The organism is Bacillus sp. ISL-34, assembly GCF_018613325.1.
GTDB lineage: Bacteria > Bacillota > Bacilli > Bacillales > DSM-1321 > Peribacillus.
Window position 1 is genome coordinate 14,872 of sequence record NZ_JAGGQJ010000003.1, and the last position, 19,755, is coordinate 34,626.

Here is a 19,755-nt window from a genome sequence, read left to right on the forward strand (position 1 = left end):
CACCTTTACAAATGGATTAACATCATGAAAATGCTCAAAACAGAACACATAATGACTAGTATGGCAACTTCTATCAGTCTTCATTCAAAAAAATGGCAAACTGCAGAATTTTGTTTAACTTAATGAAAAGAGAGGAAAAGTAATAGGTAAAAAAAAATAAAAGGAGTGTGCAAAAATGAGCCAAAACCAAATAAAAGAAAAAGTATTGAACATCATCCGTGATCATAAAATAGGAGTTTTATCTTCAGTTGAAAACAACAAACCACATTCACGCTATATGACATTTTTTAACGATGATTTAACTTTATACACACCAACGAGTGGAAAAACGGAAAAGGTTGATGAAATTGAAAAGAATCCTAATGTCCATATTCTGATCGGCTATGATAATGAAGGATTGGGCGACTCTTACCTGGAAATCTCAGGTACCTCAAAAATAAACGATTCGCAGGAACTGAAGGATAAATTATGGAATGAATCATTTGAAGATTGGTTCGAAGGGCCGAAAGATCCAAATTATTTAATCCTGCAAATTAAGCCGGAAAGCATTCGGTTGATGAACAACAACGGTGAACCTCCACAAGAATTATCATTATAAATCTTTATTTTTTGTTCTTCACGAGTATTATGCCAAATCACGAGTAAAGCACCAAAATTCGAGTATTAAGCTAAATCACGAGTTAAACACCAAAATTTACGAGTAAAACGACCAAATTCACGAGTAAATCACCAAAACTCACTAGTAAATGACTGAAATTCACGAGTAATCCGCCGAAACTTACGAGTATTACGCCAAATCACGAATTAGACACCAAAATTTACGAGTAAAACGACCGAATTCACGAATAAAACGTCCAAATTCACGAATAAAGCACAATAACTCACGAGTAAATGACCGAATTCACGCGTAATTCGCTGAAACTTAAGAGTATTACGCCAAATCACGAGTTAAACACCAAAATTTATGAGTAAAGCATCATAACTCACGAGTATTTGACCAAAATTCACGAGTAAATCACCATAACTCACGAGTATTACACTAAAAACACATGACTATACTAAAAAAATATCGCTAAAAAATATAAAAAACAGTTAAAAGCCCGCACTACTATGATAGGAGTGCGGGCTTTTTTCACGATTATACCAATTCTGATTGGATATAATGCAAAATCAGATTGGCTGTATGCTTTAATGAAGAGACATGTGTACGCTCGAAGGCATGTGAAGCATCGATCCCCGGTCCGATCAGCCCATGAACGACATCATATCCTGCCCGGATCGCAGCGGAAGCGTCCGATCCATAATATGGATATATATCGACGCGGTAGTCGACAGCATTTGCTTGGGCAAGTGAGACTAGATGCTGACGTAATTTATAATGATAAGGACCCGAGGAGTCTTTTGCGCAAATGGAAACGCTGAATTCATCCGTCGATTGTCCATCACCGATCGCGCCCATATCGACAGCTAGATATTCGACTGTTTTCTCAGGGATATTGGAATTACCGCCATAGCCGATTTCTTCATTGTTTGAAATCAGGAAATGGGTCGTATATGCAACTTTTATCTTTCCTGCGGAAATGAGGTCAATGATATGGAGGAGGATGCCAACGCTAGCTTTATCATCCAAATGCCTTGATTTCAAAAAGCCTGTATCCGTCACTTCCACTCTTGGTTCAAAGGAGACAAAATCTCCAACAGAAATGCCTATGGCCTCGGTTTCCGCTTTAGTTTTCACGATAGCATCTATCCGGACCTCAATTGTCTCATCATCACGCTTGGCATCCCCGGCATTTTTATATACATGGACAGAGGTCTGATTGATTAAAATGGTGCCGGTGATAATGGTGCCATCAGCCGTATGGATTTTACAATACTCCCCTTCCACTGAATTCCAGCGGAAACCGCCGATCATTGTCAATTTAAGGCGGCCATTCGATTTGATTTCCTTTACCATGGCCCCCAGAGTATCGACATGGGCAGTCAGCAAACGATGTTTGCCATCATCTTCGCCTTTTAATGAAGCAAGCAATGCCCCTTTATTCGTGATCTTGTAAGGAACCTTCCTCTGCTCCATGAAATCGGCCGCGTATTTAATGGCTTGCTCCGTATAGCCGGAGGGGCTGGGTATGGACACCAATTCTTTTATGTAAGATACGATTTCCTTTTCTTCGATCACACTCATGCATATCTCTCCTTTCCTCTTAGTTCATTATATCTTTTCGTGGCAACTTTTAACATATTAAAAGACCGCCAAAAGGCGGTCCTTTAATCGATTTAACTCATAAAAGCCAGGACAGGCAAGATGGCCATAACTAATGTTGAAATTCCATATAACGCTAAATTCTCCATATTCACTCTTCTTTTCCACTTATCGCGCCATACCTTGTATCTGTCCATATCTTCGTTCCTCATAAAAAAAACCTCCTTCATGATGAAAGTTCAACTTACTTCAACTGTCTTTGTTTGTTGGACATTTCCTTCATATATTCCAAGAAGGCAATTCTCTTTTCGTCTGGATAGGCTGCAATGTCTGCAATGATTTCCTCTTCGAGAGGTTTCAGTAAACGGCCAACCGATTCAGTAAACAATATTTCTAACTCTCTCTTTGTTTCATTAGGATTTCTCACTTCCATCAATATCACCCTTCCAATTACTTACTATTATCTATATAACCTTTATCCACTCCATTGAAACGCAAAAAAAATCGACCGCCATAAAGGCAGCCGATAGTCATCAATTATTTGGTTACCCCGACATTATGCCATTGATATTGGCGGGCTGCAAGAAAATCATAACCTGTAACGCGTTCATTCACTCCTTTCAATTGATAACGGAATAATGTCGGAATGACCGGAACCTCTTCATGGATCAATTCCTGCCACTCATTATACGTATCGATTCGATATTGATCATCGAAGGCTTCCTCTGAAATCCCTTTAGCAAGAAGCTCATCATTTTTTTCATTCACCCAGCGGGTATAGTTAAATTCTGCAGACCTTGACCATATACCTGATGGATCCGGATCGGAAGCGACACCCCATGCAGCTGAATAAACATCAACTTCGTCATTATCCTTTTTCAGGAGGTCGTAGAATGAATTGAACTCATGCAGCTTACCATCCAGTAATTCTACATCTAATCCCACTTGTTCCCACTGTTGGATATAATACCTTGCCAGTGGCTCAGAAACATCGGAACCGCTCATGGAAGCAAAATTGATTTTGAACTCTTTTCCATCTGCATCCTCACGAATGCCATCGTTATTCGTATCTACAAAACCTGCTTCATCCAAAAGTTCCTTAGCTTTTTCAGGATTATATTCATATGGTTTTAGGTCTTTATTGTTATATTTAAAGTTCGGGGTAATGACAGAGTTGGCAGGGAAGCGAAGGCCCTTGAACATCTTTTCGCCAACTTCTTCATTATTGATGGCATATGCCATTGCCTGACGAAGGCGTTTGTCTTCGAATTTTGGATTATCATCCATAACATTTTCTTCTTTTTCCTTATCATAATGACCGAAATTGAAACCAATATAGGAATAAGCCAATTCAACTTTCCCCAATAATTCGACATTGTCCAATTCCTTGGCCTGTTCATATTGTTCAGGCAGGACCTCCGCTACATCGAGGTCACCATTGTCTAGTGATTTAACGACTACAGACGGATTCACGACTTTTAATGTGACACTGTCCAATTTAGGCGCACCGCGGTAATAATCTTTATTCGCTTCGAATTCGACCGCTTCCCCTTGAACGATTTTCTTCACTTTGAATGGTCCAAAGCCAATCGGGTTTTTGCGGATTTTATCCGAAGATTCCAACTCTGCAATCGGAACATCTTTTAAGTATTCTTTATGAAGCGGGTATGACCATAATCCGGTCGTGACGGATGGATTCGCTTTTTTGAAAGTGAAAGTGATTTTCTTGCCATCGACTTTAATGCCTGAAATCTTGTCCGCTTTCCCTTCATGATACTCTTCCATACCCTCGATTAAAGCCATTTGTTCATCATAGCGTACACCTTTGTACTCCTTGTTTCCAATCACAAGATATGCATATTCCAAATCGGCACCTGTCACAGGCTTTCCATCATGCCAATTTACATTATCCTTAATCGTCAGCGTAAACGTTTTATGATCGTCCGAAAGCTCATAGGAAGCGGCGCCTTCATTCGTATAAACATAGTTTTCATCTGTATCCAATAAATCTTCATCATCCAGGAATGTGATGATTTGGTGATCCGGTTCTCCTTGATAGAAAACTTTATTCAAGATTCCTTCAAACGGTGTGTTGGATACCAAACCATATGTCAAATGGCCGCCTTCAATCGGCTCTCCTTGATTCGTCGTCTTTGTCGGGAATTTAGAGGTATCGACCTGTTCGACATCTTTCCCTTTTTTCTCTTTCGTTGACGATTTCTCCGTATCATCCGAACATGCAGCAAGCAGTAGAGACGAAATGGCCAATGCACTTAATACCTTACTGTAGCTTTTGATTTTCATATCATACACTCCCCTTTTTTTATGCTCTTCTTTGTCTTGCATCGGCTGCGCGTTTTAACGCTTGACCAACGAAATTTATACTCAGCATCAACACCAAAATCATGAGTGATGCGGGTACCCATATCCACCACTTGTTTTCCAGAACATCTGGATTACGAGCATAACTGATGAGCGTACCTAAACTCGGTGTGCTCTCCGGAAGACCGAACCCTAAGAAAGTCAAACTGGATTCTAAGCCAATATTGCCAGCAAGGTTCAAAATGAAGTTAACGATGATCAGGGAACTGACATTGGGCAGAAGCTGAAACAGGATGATTTTCCAATGTGGCGTCCCGAGTGTCTGTGAGGCGTGGATATAATCCAGCTCACGCTCTGACAAAGCCTTTGAACGAATCAGCCGGGCCTTTCCTGTCCATAAAAACATCGTCATGATTAAAATGAAAACATATACATTGAAGATCGGTACAATCGTGACTACAACGATGATGAACATCAATTGCGGCAGGGCAATCACGAAATCGATAACGCGCATGATCACATTATCGGTTGCCCCGCCAAAGTAGCCAGCCAGAAGCCCTAATGATAAACCGATGATAGCCGTGAATAATGTAATGAATAAACTGATCGTGAATGAATTTCTGGTACCTATTATCAGTTGTCCGAATACGTCCCGGCCGCCATAATCGGTTCCAAGCCAATAGTCTGAAGATGGTTCCATATAAATGGAGAGAAAATCGACCTTGGCTATTTCCTTGGCATCCATGAAGAAAGACGCACCGTAAACAAAAAGTAATATGGCTGCCAATATAATCAACGAGCCCATGGCAAGCTTGTCTTTCTTGATTTCCTGCCAGATGATTTTGATTCCTGAAGGGCTCACATCTTTAACTTGTATGTTCTTTCCGGTTTCTACTTTCATTTCCATACGACTCACCCCGCTCCTATTCTATCCGTATGCGCGGATCGACCGCACTAAGTATGATGTCCGAAAGAAGAGTGCCAAGCAGAGTGGCAAATCCCGTCATCATGACGATGGCCGTGACAACACTGAAATCCCGCAGACTGACTGAACTAAGGAAAAGCTGCCCAAGTCCCGGATAACTGAAAATGGTCTCGATTATGACCGCGCCGCCGATCAATCCGGTAATTTCATAACCTAAGAATGCTGCTATCGGTAAAAAGGAATTTCTCAGGATATGCCGTGAATATACTTTTGATTCAGGCACTCCCTTTGAACGCGCAGTCCTTACGAAATCCTTGATTTTATTATCGATGATTTCATTTCGCAAATATTGGATCGTACTTGTTGTTGCAATTAAAGCTGTACTTAAAGCTGGTAAAATCAAATGATTGATTTTGCTTACAACATAGGCAAATGTTCCTTCATCCACTTTTGAATCGACACTGCCGCCAGACGGGAACCAATCCAGGGCAAATCCGAAAACGAATAACATGATTAAAGCAAAAATGAAAATCGGCGTGCCAAACCCTACATAGCTATAACCCGTAACGGTTTTATCCACCCAGGTATCGTTATACCTTCCGCTAAGTATGCCTAATGGAATCGCAAGCATATATGTAAAGATCAGCGTGACCAACGCCAGGAACACCGTGTTCCAAAGCCTGTCTTCGATAACATCCATGACGGGCGTCTTATGTGTATAGGAAATACCGAAATCGCCCTGTACTGCATTGGATGCCCACCTTAAATATTGTTGGTACCAAGGGTCATTCAAGCCCAGTTCTTCCCTGATCCTATCAAGCTCGGCTGGATTGGCCCTAGGGTTGATTTCCTGACCTGACAGTGCATCTCCCGGCATTGCTTTTGCCATCATGAAAACGATGATGCTCAATAAAAAGAGCTGCGGGATCATAACTAATAAACGTCTTAGGATAAACTTCCACATATTCCTTCCACCTCCTTATTGTAATGCGACTCTATGTGTCGATGAGATTGGCTTCAAATCGTAAGCACGTCCATTCTCATCGAAATATTTTGAGTAGGTAGACTCATATTCCGAGGTGAGTTTTTTTCTAAGCTGCACTTTATCTTCGCGAACTTCCGGCTCTAAATCCGGAATGGCGGCAATCAGGCGCTTCGTGTATATATGTTGGGGATTTTCATAGATTTCCTCGCTTTTGCCTTCCTCTACCAATCTACCGCGATACATAACGCCCATCCGGTCACACATATGCCGGATTACACCTAAGTCATGACCGACAAATAAATAAGTCAAATTGAACTCCTGTTGGAGATCCTGAAGAAAATTCAATACCTGTGCCTGAACGGAAACATCCAGTGCTGACACCGGTTCATCCGCAATGATCAGTTTAGGTTTCAATGTCAAAGATCTGGCAATCCCAATCCGCTGGCGCTGCCCCCCTGAAAATTCATGAGGATACTTGTGAATCGACTCCGGACTGAGTCCGACTTTGTCCAAGAAGTCCTGGACGATTTTCTTTTCCTCTGAAGGGGATAACCGTTCGAAGTTCCTCAGCGGTTCGGCAATGATGTCCAGTACCCTCTTCTTGGGATTCAATGATGAATACGGGTCTTGGAAAATCATTTGGATATCTTTTCTAAATGGTTTAATTTCTTTTCTACTTAAAGATGCTAAATCCCTGCCTTCAAACAGGATTTGTCCGGATGTGACATCATTCAGCTTGACCACTGCCTTGCCTGTCGTGGACTTGCCGCTTCCGGATTCCCCGACTAAACCATATGTTTCCCCTTGCTGCAACTCAAAGGAAACACCGTCCACGGCCTTTACGTGATCAACCACCCTTCTGAAAAAACCGCCCCTTATTGGAAAATGCACTTTCAGATTATCTAATTTGAGTAATGTCATGGGCCGATGCATCTCCTTCAGCTTGAAAATAAAATTCTTTATGGCAGGTACAGCGCACAAAATGATCGTTGCCCACTTCGTGAAGTCGGGGCGTCTCTTCATGCGCATGTTTAGGTATCCAAGGAATCCTATCTTGGAAGCGACATCCTATCCGATCCATTTTCGCTATCGATGGAACGATTCCTTCGATAACATGCAAACGGTTTTTCTCGTTTGCAGCCGAAGGTATCGAATTTAATAACGACCTCGTATATGGATGCAGCGGATTGTTGAATATCTCTTTAACACTTCCCGTTTCCACTACCTGACCTGCATACATGACAACGATCCTGTCAGCGACCTCTGCTACGACACTAAGATCATGTGTAATTAAGATGATCCCCATTTTTGTCCTGCTTTGGATATCCTTCAGCAGATCAAGTATCTGTGCTTGAATCGTAACATCCAGTGCCGTCGTGGGTTCATCGGCAATGACCAGTGCAGGGTTGCAAGCAATGGCAATCGATATCATTGCCCTTTGCCGCATTCCGCCCGAGAGCTCATGCGGATATTGCTTGTACGTCCGTTCAGGATATGGAATTCCCACTTGTGTTAAAAGTTCGATCGTTCTGTTCTTTTTTTCAGCACTCGAGAGTTCAGTATGATAATCAAGATTCTCCTCGATTTGTTTTCCGATGGTCATGAGCGGGTTCAAAGCCGTTAAAGGTTCCTGGAATATCATACCCAATTCCTTTCCACGGACTTTATTCATTTGCACATCATTCAACTTTAGTAGATTTTGACCTTTATAATTGATGTTTCCTTCGGATTTAGTTCTCTGCTTATTATGTAATTGCATGATAGATAAGGCCAAGGCACTCTTTCCACAACCTGATTCTCCAACAACTGCTACAATTTCATTTTCATTCACAGTAAACGAAACATCATCCACCGCTGCATGATATTTGTTACCGATTCGAAATGAGGTAGTTAGGTTCTCTATTTGTAAAATAGCTTTCTTCATCCTTGCTCCCCCTAAACTATTTTATCGGGAAAATAATTAATCTTCTGATAATTATTTAAAATTTTAATCAATTTTTTACATTTATACAATAGTTTTTATAGAAAATAATCACATTTTTTTCAAATTTTATAACTTTAGGAATAATTTTCTGAAATAAAAAATCGTTTCCTTTATAACTGTTATACAGTAAAGTTTTGAAGTCCGATTAAATATATGGAATCAATAATTTAAAATTTGTTATTTCGAGATAACTATTTTAAAGTTCATGCCTATTTATTGACCTTGTCGTTTTACGTACCGCGGGATGGTTCTGTTTGAAATATTTTAATATTTCAGAAAAATTAGTATATTTGTAAGAATATCATAAAAAAGGTAATTACTTCATATATATTTCAATACTTTAAAAAAAACACCAAATTTTCATGTATTGCAATGAAACCTTTTTAAAACAGATTCGTAGAAAACGGTAGAAAATAAATGATGAGGTGATGGAATGTATTCACAGACTGTACAAACATATATGCCGTCCGTCATGCGGACGTTCGCTTTATCACTTGCCGTTTCCGTTTTAGGGATGGCTCTCGGCACTCTTGTTCCGCCATCGTTGTTTCTTCCCTTAGCGATACTTGAGATCGCCATGTTGATTGGAGCATTCATATTGCGGAGGAAAAAAGCCATTGGATACACATTTTTGTATAGTTTCACGTTGATTTCTGGAATTACGACCTATCCGATCATCGCACACTACCTAGCTGCCGCAGGAGCAAATGTGGTGATCCTGGCAGGTGTTACGACGACTGTCGTATTTGGAGGACTGGCGGTTTATGCCACAACCACCAAAAGGGACCTTTCCTTCTTGGGAGGAATGTTATTTGCGGCCTTGCTAGCTTTAGTGGTCATTAGCATTTTCAACATTTTCTCTCCATTAAGCTCTACAGCCATGCTGGTCTTTTCCTTTATCGGGATTTTAGTTTTCAGTGGTTATATTTTATATGATTTCAATCGAATGAAGCATTACGGGGTAACAGCCGAAGAAGTACCGCTCATGGCCTTGAATCTATATCTTGATTTCATTAACCTATTCATTAACATCTTGCGCTTCTTTGGTATTTTAGCAAGCGATGACTAAAAGGCTGATAGAATCAAACCAAACAATAGAAAAAGACGCTTGGACTTATCCAAGCGTCTTTTCACGTTTCTTTCCCATACGGATAGGCTGTAAGATATTTCCCCAAAACCCCTGGCGATTAATAAAAGACCAAATCACAATGAATTTGGTCTCAATCATTAATAAGAACGGCTGAAGGGATCCGTATCTTATTTATATAATCCTGGATTTGATTGATCGGTCCATGGCAGTTTCACACCGAAAGTACTTGCAATGTACTGTGTATCTTCCCTTCTTTTTTTCCTTATTTGGGCCCGTTGTTTTGCTGATTCATTTAAATTCATTTCCATCTCTGTTTCAGGAACCAAACGCGGAACCGGAATTGGTTTACCTTCTTCATTAATGGCAACAAATGTCAAGAAGGAAATGACGCATAAATTCCGATCTCCTGTAACTAAATCCTCTGCAATCACCTTTACGATGATTTCCATTGATGTTCTGCCCGTATAAGTCACGAAGCTTTCAAGGCAAACTGCATTTCCTTCGTGAATAGGGTGCAGGAAATCGACAGAATCAGTTGATGCCGTAACGACGTTGCTTCGCGCATGACGCATGGCAGATATAGCCGCTACATCATCAATGTATGCCATTAATTTGCCTCCGAACATCGTACCAATATTATTTGTATCCGGCGGGAGGACAAGGCTTGTTTTTATGACCAAAGAGTCCCGGCAATGCTTTGTTTCTTCCATGGTGACTGCACTCCTTTATGTCTGATTTCTCACTAGTCCACTTTATCGAATTCTTACCTGTAAAGCAATTCACATGCTTATTTTCCTGCTTTTAGTCAAAATTATGCGGCTGATAATGAAGCCAACCACTTTCACTGCCCTTTTGGTTGCTTGCCTTGCTGCAGCTCACGCAGGCTCAAGCCAAATGTCATTTGTAAATGCGGATAATCCTTGAACCCTGCCCAATCCCCTCCCCAATCGAAACCTAACCCTTTTGCGATGGTTACGACTTCCATCCAATCCGACTTTCCATTATCGTTGCCGTCATAACTCATATCCCAAATGGCCTCGCCTTGTTTGTTAAGGAGGGCAAAATCTATCGCCAAACCGAAATTATGCAGCGACTCGCCGCCTCTTGCATTCGTTACTATGTTGCCCGAGTCTGATCGGCCCTTTTCATAGAGTTCATTTTGCTCGGCTAAAGACCGGAACCCCGCCGTAATGATAATCGGAATGCCTTTGTCATTAGCCAGTTGAATGAGCTCGTCTTTTTTTTCGGCGACGATCGGATTCAGCTCGTCAGTCAGTTCGATTTCATCTAGATCAGGAGGAAGCATATACTTGAACAAGAGCCCAAGCAACAATCCAAAAAAGCCCAATACCAAACATGTCCTTACCCAAGTGGCTTTCACTGAAAAATCCTTCCTTTACGAATAACTGTCTGAAAGTGAAAAACTCAACCAAAGACGGATGAGTTTTTCTTCTATTATAACTTTGCTTTCAATTCTTCAATTTGCAATAAATGCCGTTTTTCATGTAGTCCCACGAACGGGATCCATTGCTTCAAGCTTAAATCTTTAAACAAAGGGTGTGGAAAAGACTTTTGTTCGAGATCACTTTCCTTTGCATGGTCAACGACCTGTACAAAAGCTTTTCGGGATTCGGACAATTTTTCCTTAACCTCACTCAAAGTTTGGTATGATTCTGACGGAATGACAAATGGCGGGGCCTGGACCTTCACTTCACGATTTAAAGTAAGCTCGATCGGTTTATCCACAGCAGGAATGCTATCGTCGCTTTCCAATTTATCGGAAATGCTCTTTGTTATGGCCCGTTCCATTAAATATAAATGATCCAATACCTGGGTGATGCTCCATCGTCCTGTTTCAGGATGTGCGTTCAGCTGCTCATCCGATAGTCCGTTGACCGCATTTAAAAGCTCTTCCCTGATTTTTTCATTTTCATTCATTTTTAGCATCTCCTCTTATAAGCCTCGCTAATCTCCTTTAATTATTCCATGTCCTATAGGAAAGTGTAAAATAATATTACTTTTTGGCAGAAAAGAACCGATTAAAAGTTGTCTATTTTTTGAAAAGCTCTATGATAGTCATTAAGGTAAAATTCGCCTAATTCAAATGACTTTCAAAAAAATTCATCATGGATAGTCTAAATAGGAGTGATCGCTATGAGTGGAGGACATATTCCATTCAGCCACAAAGGCCGCAGTGCCATGCATGCAATACCCTCAAAAGGAAGCATATGGTTGATGCTCAAACAAATGTTCAATCGGGTACCAGCCAAATGGAAGTTTTGCACTTTGATTTTATGTATTATGCTTTTCATTTCATTGCTTGAGTTCTCCATTCCACAGTTGACGCAGTTTACGATTGATAAAGTCATTCCCGAAAAAAGATATGATTTGTTAATCTGGATTGGCGCAGGAATTCTTTGTGCTGCCATCTTATTGGCTTTACTGAACTACTTTAATAGCTATATCGTTTCCAAGGTCGGTCAAAAGGCTATAATGGATATACGGAATAGCATGTATGACCATATTCAAACATTGGATATGAAATTCTTCGACAAAAACCGTACCGGTGACTTAATGTCCCGGTTGACCAATGATGTCAATCTACTGCAGCAGCTCATCTCTTCGAGCATGCTTCAAGTCTTGACAGACACGGTGACTTTCATTGCCGTGGCGGTATATATGCTTTTCATTAACTGGAAGCTGACCATTGTCCTTCTGTTTACTTTCCCGTTCATGTTCTATATCACAAGGGTATTCGGGAAACGCATCAGGATGTCATTTAGATCTGTGCAAAGTTCCGCAGGAGATGTCAGCAACCAGTTACAGGATTCCATTTCAGGAATGCGGCTCATTCAATCTTTTACAAATGAAGAATTCGAATCAAGGCGGTTTGCCGAGCGTAATCAGGAAAATATGGCTGCAAACATTAAGTCCGTTCGGCTACGTTCCATGTTCGGTCCGATTATTGATTTATTGAACAATATCGGTCTTGTAGCAGTCATTGTGTTCGGTGCTTGGCAAGTGATGGAGGGTGAATTCACAATAGGATTAATCGTGGCCTTCCTCGCCTATTTGAGGTTACTGCAGAGTCCCGTTCGCAATTTTAGCCGGGTCATCAGCATTGTCCAGCAATCAGCCGCCGCCTTTGAGCGGATTACTGAAATATTGGAAACACGACCTGAAATAAGTGACAAGGAAAATGCCATTGAACTCCCTTCCATAAAAAAGAAAATAGAATTTCAATGTGTTGATTTTGCTTATGATGAGAGTGTTCCTGTACTCAGCAATTTAAACCTGACCATGAAAGCCGGTCAAGTAACCGCACTGGTCGGCTCCTCTGGTGCAGGAAAATCGACCATCACAAGCCTTTTGATCCGATTTTATGATCCGCAAGATGGAACAATTAAAATGGATGGCCATGATATCAAAGATGTCTCGTTGAAATCATTACGGGGACAAATGGGAATCGTCTCCCAGGATATCATTTTATTCAACGGTTCAATCCGGGATAACATCGTGTATGGCAAACTTGATGCTACAGATGATGAAATCATCGAATCCGCCAAAGCGGCAAATGCGCATGACTTTATCAGTTCCTTTCCTGATGGTTATGATTCTCAAATTGGAGAGCGCGGAGTCAAGCTTTCGGGCGGTCAAAAACAGCGCATTGCCATTGCCAGGGCACTTTTGAAAAATCCGCAAATCATCATTCTCGATGAAGCAACGGCGGCCTTGGATACAGAATCCGAACATTTGATCCAGGAAGCATTGTCACGTTTATTGATAAACCGGACTTCAATAGTCATTGCACACCGTTTATCGACCATTCATGATGCCGATCAAATTATCGTTCTGGAAAAAGGGCAGGTTCATGAAAAAGGAACACATGAACAGTTATTGCAAAACAACGGCAGATACAAGCAGCTCCATGACTTACAGTTCCCTCAACTAAAAGCGATATCAAATTCCTAGCGGCTTAGCAGGCAAAAATGCACAGAAGGCCTTCCTGTGCATTTTTGCTTTCATTTGAAATCATAACTTTCCAAAACCCGATTCGCTATGAGCTGATACCCTTTTTCATTCGGATGTAATTTATCACTGAAATACTCTGTTTTCTTTTTATCTTCAAAAAGATCATTCGTAGGAATGAATAACATCCTTTTATCTTTATCCGCTATTTCCTTTATTGACTGGTTATAATCGCGAATGTGCTTTTCAAGTTTTTGTTTGTCTTTAATTGGGTTATATAGTCCCACTACCAGAATATCCGCTTTATCGTTTGCCTTTATCAGTGTGGACGTGATCTTTTTCAGATGGCTGATATACTCCCGTTTACCCTCATTGATTTTTCGGTCACTTATTTTCTCCAAGTCCCCTCCATTACTATTGATCAAGTCATTCGTTCCAATATAAACGATGAAAGTATCGGCTTCATCAAGTTTCGTTTTAATGCGGTAATCATCAAGCTGTTTCATCACCCCATCCGTTTCCTGGCCTTTTATGCCGTAATTCCAAAAACTCACTTTTTGTTCCGATTCCGGATTATTCAATTCATCCTCCAGGCCTTCTATATATCCTTCCCCGTCCTTATCCCCTTTTCCATAGGTTAACGAATCTCCAAAAGCCATAACCCTTTGCACATCTTCCGACTCCGAGGCCTGAAATTCATATGCAGCAAAACATATAACTAGTACTATAATCAATAAACCTGCCAATTTTTTCATTTAGTTCTCCTCTGTCTTTTTTACTAGAAGTATTTAATCTTTTACATACCCAAAAAATCTGCAGCCTTAACATAAAAAAAGAATTGTCAGATAAAGAGCAAAGAGTGTATGATAATATAAAACTTTCAATGGATTGGGTGTCATTCACCGTCCCTTAAACAAAAAACGGGATTACCCTTCATTCTGGAGATTGAATAAATGATAGTTAGGAGTTTAAATCATGGAAGAGCACATAGAGTTTAGAGAGGCAGAACTATCTGATCTACCCAGAATTGTTGAAATATATAATTCGACAATTGCTTCAAGAATGGTCACAGCTGATACGGAACCTGTATCCGTCCAATCGAGGGTTAAATGGTTTGAGGAACATCATTCAGAAAGTAGACCGCTATATATCATTACTATAGAAGGAAAAACTGCTGGATGGATGAGCTTTCAATCCTTCTATGGCCGACCTGCATATAATTCCACTGCCGAAATCAGCATTTATATTGATGATTATTTCCGGGGAAAAGGAATTGGACAAATTTCGATTAAAAAGGCCATTGAATTGAGTCCAAAATTAGGTGTTAAGACTTTATTGGGTTTCATTTTCGCCCACAATATACCAAGTCTTAAGCTTTTTTCCAAATTCGGGTTTGAAGAATGGGCACATTTACCTCAAGTTGCCGAGCTGGATGGCATTGAGCGGGATTTGATCATTCTTGGTAAACGTGTCGATATTTAATATAATTCTTTAAAGCTATTGCCTTGAGCAGTAGCTTTTTCAGTTTAATACAGGCCGAATTGGCTAATTTAAAAATACCTGTATGCTTTTTGGAGTGGAAAATATTCAGAATCTCTTTTACTTGCTAACGCATTTAATAGCATATCCAATTCTTGACTGGCTTGAACAGTTAGCAGACTTGTTAAGCCGTAAATCGCTGCCAACTTGATCATTTCCTGTCTCTTCTCTTCTACTTTTTCTATAGTAACCTTACGGTAAGGCATTATATGGCCATCTCCCATTTATTCAATATTTTTACACTTTCATCATAATGAAACTACTAGTTAAAATCAACTATTTTTCAGAAATTAAATGTGTTATTTTAGAGGCAAAATGTGACAAAATACCTATTTTATTCTTTAGTTATGAATATTCTGTGTCATTTTCTCTTAAACGCAAAAAAAGCATCCACTAGTGTTGACTGCGAATGCTTACATCATATCCCTTATCCAGAACCAAAAATATAGTCCATCGCTTACTATGTCATCCATTCAGAAGGTGACTCGTTATTAGGTCTATTTATAACAATCTTATATTCATCTTCAAGCACTTTTAATGGGGCATCATAAAGGTGCCTTTCATCAGAGGTTTTGTATACTCCATTGGCTAATAACTCTTCAATAAGCTTTGCCTTCCTCTGTTCTATCCTCTTAAATAATTCTGCCATGTAAATGGCTCCTTTCCTAGTCATCCTAGAGCCTGCTTCTAGTTAGCTAAACTTTATCAACTTGTTTGATTTTCACCAAATTATATATACCTTTTCTATTATGTCACTAAACTTTATTTCCAAAAATAAAAGCCCCTTCTAATTCAAGAAGAGGCTGACAGTGTCCGTACGGCTCTTCTTATCTTCCAAGCATATGCTTGTTGGATTTAGCACAGTTCCCAAAACGGGTCCGCTGCCGAGGTTTCTTTGGGCCAAGTCCCTCCACCTCTCTGGATAAGAATTCGATATATAAATGATGTAGAAATGATTCTATCCTAATAATCATCAAAAGTCAATTACCTGGTTCTCCCTTTTTTCCTGGACATAAAGTGATGCCTCTTTCAAATACGGGTTGCATTTTCTTGTCTTTCTGATATGATGTCAGTAATTACATACAATTCACACCACTAGGGGAGTCTTTTTAAGACTGAGATGGAATTAGTTCCGGACCCTTTGAACCTGAACCGGCTCATACCGGCGGAGGGAAGTGGATGATATCGTCCATTTACAGACTATATCCATCTACCCCGTTCCGTATTCAGGAACGGGGTTTTTCATTATCGAGGGGAACCATTCTAAAGGAGGATGAACAATGGAGAATACTAAAATAGAAACATTCAGTGATAGACTTCATGCACGGGCAAAAGAGATTTGGAAAAGGAACCATTCACATCCCTTTGTCCAGGCAATTGGAAACGGCACGCTTCCTGAAAAGAAATTTGCCTATTACCTGAAGCAGGACTATATCTATCTCATGGATTATTCCAAGCTCTTTGCTTTAGGCGTCATCAAAGCTCATAACATCGAAACCATGGCAAAGTTTGCGAGTATTTTAAATGAAACCCTTCAAGTGGAAATGGATATCCACCGGCATTATGCTTCCGAATTCGGGATCAGTTCCAAGGAATTGGAAGCCACGGAACCTACTCCAACCACTCTAGCCTATACAGGTTACATGCTAAATGCAGCTCAGCATGGGACTTTGGCAGACTTGATTGCCTGTCTCCTGCCATGCGCATGGGATTATTATGAAATCGGTTTGCTATTAAAAGAACAAAATGGAGCAGCATTGGAAAACAATCGCTACGCAGATTGGATAAGTTCCTATTCATCTCCTGAATTCGGGGAAGCACACAAATGGCTGATCGCTTTGTTGGAAGAATTGACGGAAGGCATGCCTGAAAAGGAACTTCTTAGATTAGAAAAGCACTTTTTGGTTACTTCCCGATATGAATATTTATTCTGGGATATGGTTCAAAATGAGCAGGATTGGCCGCTGTAGGTCGTTGACATGATGATGAATCCTATCAAGAAACTGACGTTGACTGCCATGATCACGGCTATAACCACGCTGACCAGTTCATTTATTTTCATCCCTGCAGGATTTGCAAAGGTCTTTCCTATTCAGCATCTGGCAAATGTCCTGACTGCCGTTCTATTGGGGCCTGCTTATGCTGTGACACAAGCTTTTTTAGTTTCCATCATTAGAAACATGTCTGGTACCGGTTCAATTTTCGCCTTTCCCGGCAGCATGATCGGTGCACTTTTGGCTGCCATCCTTTATCGAAAAACACAAAGCTTAAAATTCGCTTGTTTAGGGGAAGTGATCGGGACAGGCATTCTCGGTTCCCTAGCCTGTTATCCACTTGCAATCCTCCTATTGGGAGAAAAAGCCGCTCTTTTTGGTTTTTTACCGGCTTTTATGCTTAGTTCATTCGCAGGTGCGATTTTAGCTTTCATATTACTTAAAATACTTCTAAAAAATAATTATATGAAGGGGTTTTTTTATGAAAACAGCATTAACCATCGCAGGCTCTGATTCAGGGGGCGGTGCTGGAATACAAGCGGATTTAAAAACATTTTCTGCACATGGGGTCTTTGGAATGTCTGCCATCACAGCCGTAACCGCACAAAATACAATGGAAGTCCGGTCAGTACAGCCAATTGAAACAGCTATCATATCGGATCAAATTGCAGCTATCTTTGAAGATATTCCTGTCGATGCAGTAAAAATAGGCATGCTTGGATCAAAAGAAATCGTGGAAACAGTCGCTGCGTCCCTTAAAACCTTCTTGCCTGCCATCGTCATCCTTGACCCAGTCATGATTTCCAAAAGCGGCCACCATTTGCTCGACGAAAAAGCTGTCTCTGCCTTAAAAATGGATTTGCTTCCGCTTGCAACACTTGTAACACCAAATGTACCTGAAGCGGAAGTACTTACTGGCTTGTCGATTCGGACGAAACAAGATTTCTACAGGGCATGCATTTCGATACAAGAAATGGGTCCCAAAGCCGTTTTACTTAAAGGAGGCCATGCAGCAGGCAATCCAAATGATCTTTTTTATGATGGGACTGACTTCCACTGGATCAAGGGAGAGCGCATTCATACAAAAAACACTCATGGTACGGGCTGTACCCTATCATCCGCCATTACATCAAACCTGGCAAATGGACTGCCATTGCAAGAGTCGATCGAACAGGCCAAGACCTATATTTCTGAGGCGATACGCAATAGTTTTTCAATCGGTAAAGGTCATGGGCCTGTCCATCATTTTCATTCATATTCAAAAAAAGAACGGAGTGACTTAATATGAAGGTTTCTGCAGCCGATTTATTCGTGAAGGTAAGAGAAAGAAAACCACTCGTTCACCAAATCACCAACTTTGTTACGGTCAACGACTGTGCAAATGCCACCCTTGCCATCGGTGGTTCACCAGTGATGACATCGAGCCCAAGAGAAGTGGCGGATATGGTCAAATTAGCAGATGCATTGGTCCTGAATTTCGGTACGATCGATGATAAAGCTTTGGAAGCAATGGAGATTGCCGGCAAGACGGCAAACGCCCTGGATATCCCGGTCATTTTGGACCCGGTGGGAGTTGGTGCCACCTCCTATCGTACAGAGCAGGTCAAAGTGCTCCTAAGTAAGGTTACTTTCCAAATCATTCGCGGAAATGCGAGTGAGATCCTTTCATTGATGGGCGGGGATACCGTTACACGCGGGGTGGATTCAGGGGAGCTTGCGGTTAGCAATGCAGAGCTGGCTGCTCGAGCGGCAAAGAAATTGAATTGTATCGTCGTGGTCAGCGGAGCGAAGGATGCGGTCAGCGATGGAAAACATACGTCCATCATTGATAACGGGAACCTCCTATTAACTAATGTTACAGGTACCGGTTGCATGTCCACTGCTCTTATCGGCACTTTTTCCGGAATCACCGATGATTTCTATTCTGCGGCAATTGCCGGTATCTCAACCATGAGCATTTCAGGGGAACTAGCTGCCGCAAACCTTCAAAAGGATGAAGGAACAGGAACGTTTCGTATACGGTTAATCGATGCAATATCAAGAATTAATAAGGAAATCTGGATGCATGAGGTGAAAATAAATGAAGAATTCCCAAATTGATTTAAGCCTGTATTTAGTTACTGAAGAGTCCATAGCAATAGAAGAATTGACCAAAATCATTGCAGAATCGGTTTCAGGAGGAGTCTCGATCGTACAACTTAGAGAGAAAAACAATTCCTCCCTCTCCTTTTATAATAAAGCTTCTGCATTAAAACAGTTATTGAACGAGCTGTCCATTCCCCTTATCATCAATGACCGGGTGGATATAGCCCTTGCTGTTGCAGCGGACGGAATTCATATTGGGCAAGATGACCTTCCACTGCCTGTCGTCAAAAAAATGGTTCCTGAAGATATGATTGTCGGTGTATCTGTCTCCACTCTTGAAGAAGCTCTCGAAGCCGAACGAAATGGAGCGGATTATATCGGAGTCGGTTCCGTTTTCCCTACAAAGACCAAACAAGATGCCACCCTAATGGCAATTGAGGATCTGGAGGAAATTTGCCGCAGCGTATCAATTCCCGCCGTAGCCATCGGGGGTATCACTGCCGATAACATTTCCGCCCTTTCTGATAGCGGGCTGTCCGGCACCGCAGTCGTATCGGCCATCATGAATGCAGATAGTCCAAAGACTGCCTCCGAATCCCTTTTAAAAATAATAAAAGACTTCAAATAACGAAAAGAGGGGACTGACTACAGTCCCCTTC

Annotated in this window: 24 protein-coding genes and 2 riboswitches; of the genes, 9 read left to right on the top strand and 15 right to left on the bottom strand. The window is 41.0% G+C overall.

All coding sequences use genetic code 11. The features are described 5' to 3' along the window. Positions 1-175: 175 nt before the first annotated feature. Complete coding sequence (locus J7E52_RS02705; RefSeq protein ID WP_214743599.1) at positions 176-598, top strand: pyridoxamine 5'-phosphate oxidase family protein; 423 nt, start codon at positions 176-178, stop codon at positions 596-598. 206 nt (positions 599-804) lie between these two features. On the opposite strand, the gene J7E52_RS02710 is transcribed toward J7E52_RS02705, so the two are convergent. From J7E52_RS02710 to J7E52_RS02750, 9 genes are all read right to left on the bottom strand, one after another. Then, entirely contained in the window at positions 805-945 is a 141-nt protein-coding gene (locus J7E52_RS02710) for a hypothetical protein (protein ID WP_214743600.1), read from the bottom strand. Between the two features lie 193 nt (positions 946-1,138). Next, entirely contained in the window at positions 1,139-2,185 is a 1,047-nt protein-coding gene (locus J7E52_RS02715) for a M42 family metallopeptidase (protein ID WP_214743601.1), read from the bottom strand. 92 nt (positions 2,186-2,277) lie between these two features. Continuing rightward, on the bottom strand, positions 2,278-2,415 hold the full coding sequence (locus J7E52_RS02720) for a hypothetical protein (protein ID WP_214743602.1): 138 nt from the start codon (positions 2,413-2,415) through the stop codon (positions 2,278-2,280). A 32-nt stretch (positions 2,416-2,447) separates the two neighbouring features. Next, positions 2,448-2,636 carry a hypothetical protein gene (locus tag J7E52_RS02725; RefSeq protein WP_095390035.1) on the bottom strand — a complete coding sequence of 63 codons (189 nt, stop codon included), beginning with the start codon at positions 2,634-2,636 and terminating at the stop codon, positions 2,448-2,450. 104 nt (positions 2,637-2,740) lie between these two features. Further along, a complete protein-coding gene (gene opp4A / locus J7E52_RS02730; protein WP_214743603.1) occupies positions 2,741-4,507 on the bottom strand; it encodes an oligopeptide ABC transporter substrate-binding protein in 1,767 nt (588 codons plus the stop codon). Between the two features lie 19 nt (positions 4,508-4,526). Beyond that, positions 4,527-5,426: an ABC transporter permease gene (locus tag J7E52_RS02735; protein WP_396020236.1), complete on the bottom strand. Its 900-nt coding sequence runs from the start codon at positions 5,424-5,426 to the stop codon at positions 4,527-4,529. A gap of 22 nt (positions 5,427-5,448) precedes the next feature. Further along, positions 5,449-6,414, bottom strand: coding sequence for an oligopeptide ABC transporter permease (gene opp4B / locus J7E52_RS02740; protein WP_214743605.1), 966 nt, complete (start codon positions 6,412-6,414; stop codon positions 5,449-5,451). A 15-nt stretch (positions 6,415-6,429) separates the two neighbouring features. After that, complete coding sequence (locus J7E52_RS02745; protein WP_137018949.1) at positions 6,430-7,356, bottom strand: ABC transporter ATP-binding protein; 927 nt, start codon at positions 7,354-7,356, stop codon at positions 6,430-6,432. Continuing rightward, complete coding sequence (locus J7E52_RS02750; RefSeq protein WP_214743606.1) at positions 7,334-8,359, bottom strand: ABC transporter ATP-binding protein; 1,026 nt, start codon at positions 8,357-8,359, stop codon at positions 7,334-7,336. The genes J7E52_RS02745 and J7E52_RS02750 overlap by 23 nt, the downstream gene beginning before the upstream one ends. Before the next feature lie 493 nt (positions 8,360-8,852). On the opposite strand from J7E52_RS02750, the gene J7E52_RS02755 reads away from it, so the two are divergent. Beyond that, positions 8,853-9,488: a Bax inhibitor-1/YccA family protein gene (locus J7E52_RS02755; protein ID WP_214743607.1), complete on the top strand. Its 636-nt coding sequence runs from the start codon at positions 8,853-8,855 to the stop codon at positions 9,486-9,488. A 188-nt stretch (positions 9,489-9,676) separates the two neighbouring features. On the opposite strand, the gene J7E52_RS02760 is transcribed toward J7E52_RS02755, so the two are convergent. The 3 genes from J7E52_RS02760 to J7E52_RS02770 form a co-directional block, all read right to left on the bottom strand. Continuing rightward, positions 9,677-10,219 carry an acyl-CoA thioesterase gene (locus J7E52_RS02760; protein WP_214743608.1) on the bottom strand — a complete coding sequence of 181 codons (543 nt, stop codon included), beginning with the start codon at positions 10,217-10,219 and terminating at the stop codon, positions 9,677-9,679. 131 nt (positions 10,220-10,350) lie between these two features. Beyond that, positions 10,351-10,890 (bottom strand): M15 family metallopeptidase, encoded by a 540-nt coding sequence (locus tag J7E52_RS02765; RefSeq protein ID WP_396020231.1) that lies wholly within the window; start codon positions 10,888-10,890, stop codon positions 10,351-10,353. A 74-nt stretch (positions 10,891-10,964) separates the two neighbouring features. Then, a complete protein-coding gene (locus J7E52_RS02770; protein WP_214743609.1) occupies positions 10,965-11,447 on the bottom strand; it encodes a DinB family protein in 483 nt (160 codons plus the stop codon). A gap of 216 nt (positions 11,448-11,663) precedes the next feature. Here J7E52_RS02770 and J7E52_RS02775 point away from each other — a divergent pair, with 216 nt between their 5' ends. Next, positions 11,664-13,481: an ABC transporter ATP-binding protein gene (locus tag J7E52_RS02775; protein ID WP_286197395.1), complete on the top strand. Its 1,818-nt coding sequence runs from the start codon at positions 11,664-11,666 to the stop codon at positions 13,479-13,481. 50 nt (positions 13,482-13,531) lie between these two features. Here the strand turns inward: J7E52_RS02775 and J7E52_RS02780 are convergent, their stop codons facing one another. Beyond that, entirely contained in the window at positions 13,532-14,233 is a 702-nt protein-coding gene (locus J7E52_RS02780) for a DUF459 domain-containing protein (RefSeq protein ID WP_214743610.1), read from the bottom strand. Positions 14,234-14,453: 220 nt separating this feature from the next. Between J7E52_RS02780 and J7E52_RS02785 the strand changes: the two genes are divergently transcribed. After that, positions 14,454-14,960, top strand: a complete 507-nt coding sequence (locus J7E52_RS02785; RefSeq protein WP_214743611.1) for a GNAT family N-acetyltransferase — start codon at positions 14,454-14,456, stop codon at positions 14,958-14,960. A 68-nt stretch (positions 14,961-15,028) separates the two neighbouring features. On the opposite strand, the gene J7E52_RS02790 is transcribed toward J7E52_RS02785, so the two are convergent. Further along, positions 15,029-15,223, bottom strand: a complete 195-nt coding sequence (locus J7E52_RS02790; protein WP_214743612.1) for an aspartyl-phosphate phosphatase Spo0E family protein — start codon at positions 15,221-15,223, stop codon at positions 15,029-15,031. Between the two features lie 254 nt (positions 15,224-15,477). Further along, complete coding sequence (locus J7E52_RS02795; protein WP_034314291.1) at positions 15,478-15,666, bottom strand: Fur-regulated basic protein FbpA; 189 nt, start codon at positions 15,664-15,666, stop codon at positions 15,478-15,480. Positions 15,667-15,841: 175 nt separating this feature from the next. Further along, a riboswitch (SAM riboswitch) is annotated at positions 15,842-15,946 on the bottom strand. Between the two features lie 158 nt (positions 15,947-16,104). Further along, positions 16,105-16,208: riboswitch (TPP riboswitch) on the top strand. 89 nt (positions 16,209-16,297) lie between these two features. Between J7E52_RS02795 and tenA the strand changes: the two genes are divergently transcribed. Genes tenA through thiE form a run of 5 tightly spaced genes read left to right on the top strand, consistent with a single transcriptional unit; the run spans position 16,298 to position 19,724 of the window. After that, positions 16,298-16,987 (top strand): thiaminase II, encoded by a 690-nt coding sequence (tenA, locus tag J7E52_RS02800; protein ID WP_214743613.1) that lies wholly within the window; start codon positions 16,298-16,300, stop codon positions 16,985-16,987. 15 nt (positions 16,988-17,002) lie between these two features. Continuing rightward, positions 17,003-17,524: an energy coupling factor transporter S component ThiW gene (gene thiW / locus J7E52_RS02805; RefSeq protein ID WP_063232144.1), complete on the top strand. Its 522-nt coding sequence runs from the start codon at positions 17,003-17,005 to the stop codon at positions 17,522-17,524. Further along, on the top strand, positions 17,493-18,299 hold the full coding sequence (gene thiD / locus J7E52_RS02810; protein ID WP_214743614.1) for a bifunctional hydroxymethylpyrimidine kinase/phosphomethylpyrimidine kinase: 807 nt from the start codon (positions 17,493-17,495) through the stop codon (positions 18,297-18,299). The genes thiW and thiD overlap by 32 nt, the downstream gene beginning before the upstream one ends. Further along, complete coding sequence (gene thiM, locus J7E52_RS02815; RefSeq protein WP_214743615.1) at positions 18,296-19,111, top strand: hydroxyethylthiazole kinase; 816 nt, start codon at positions 18,296-18,298, stop codon at positions 19,109-19,111. The genes thiD and thiM overlap by 4 nt, the downstream gene beginning before the upstream one ends. Continuing rightward, positions 19,092-19,724, top strand: coding sequence for a thiamine phosphate synthase (thiE, locus tag J7E52_RS02820; protein WP_214743616.1), 633 nt, complete (start codon positions 19,092-19,094; stop codon positions 19,722-19,724). The genes thiM and thiE overlap by 20 nt, the downstream gene beginning before the upstream one ends. Positions 19,725-19,755 lie beyond the last annotated feature (31 nt).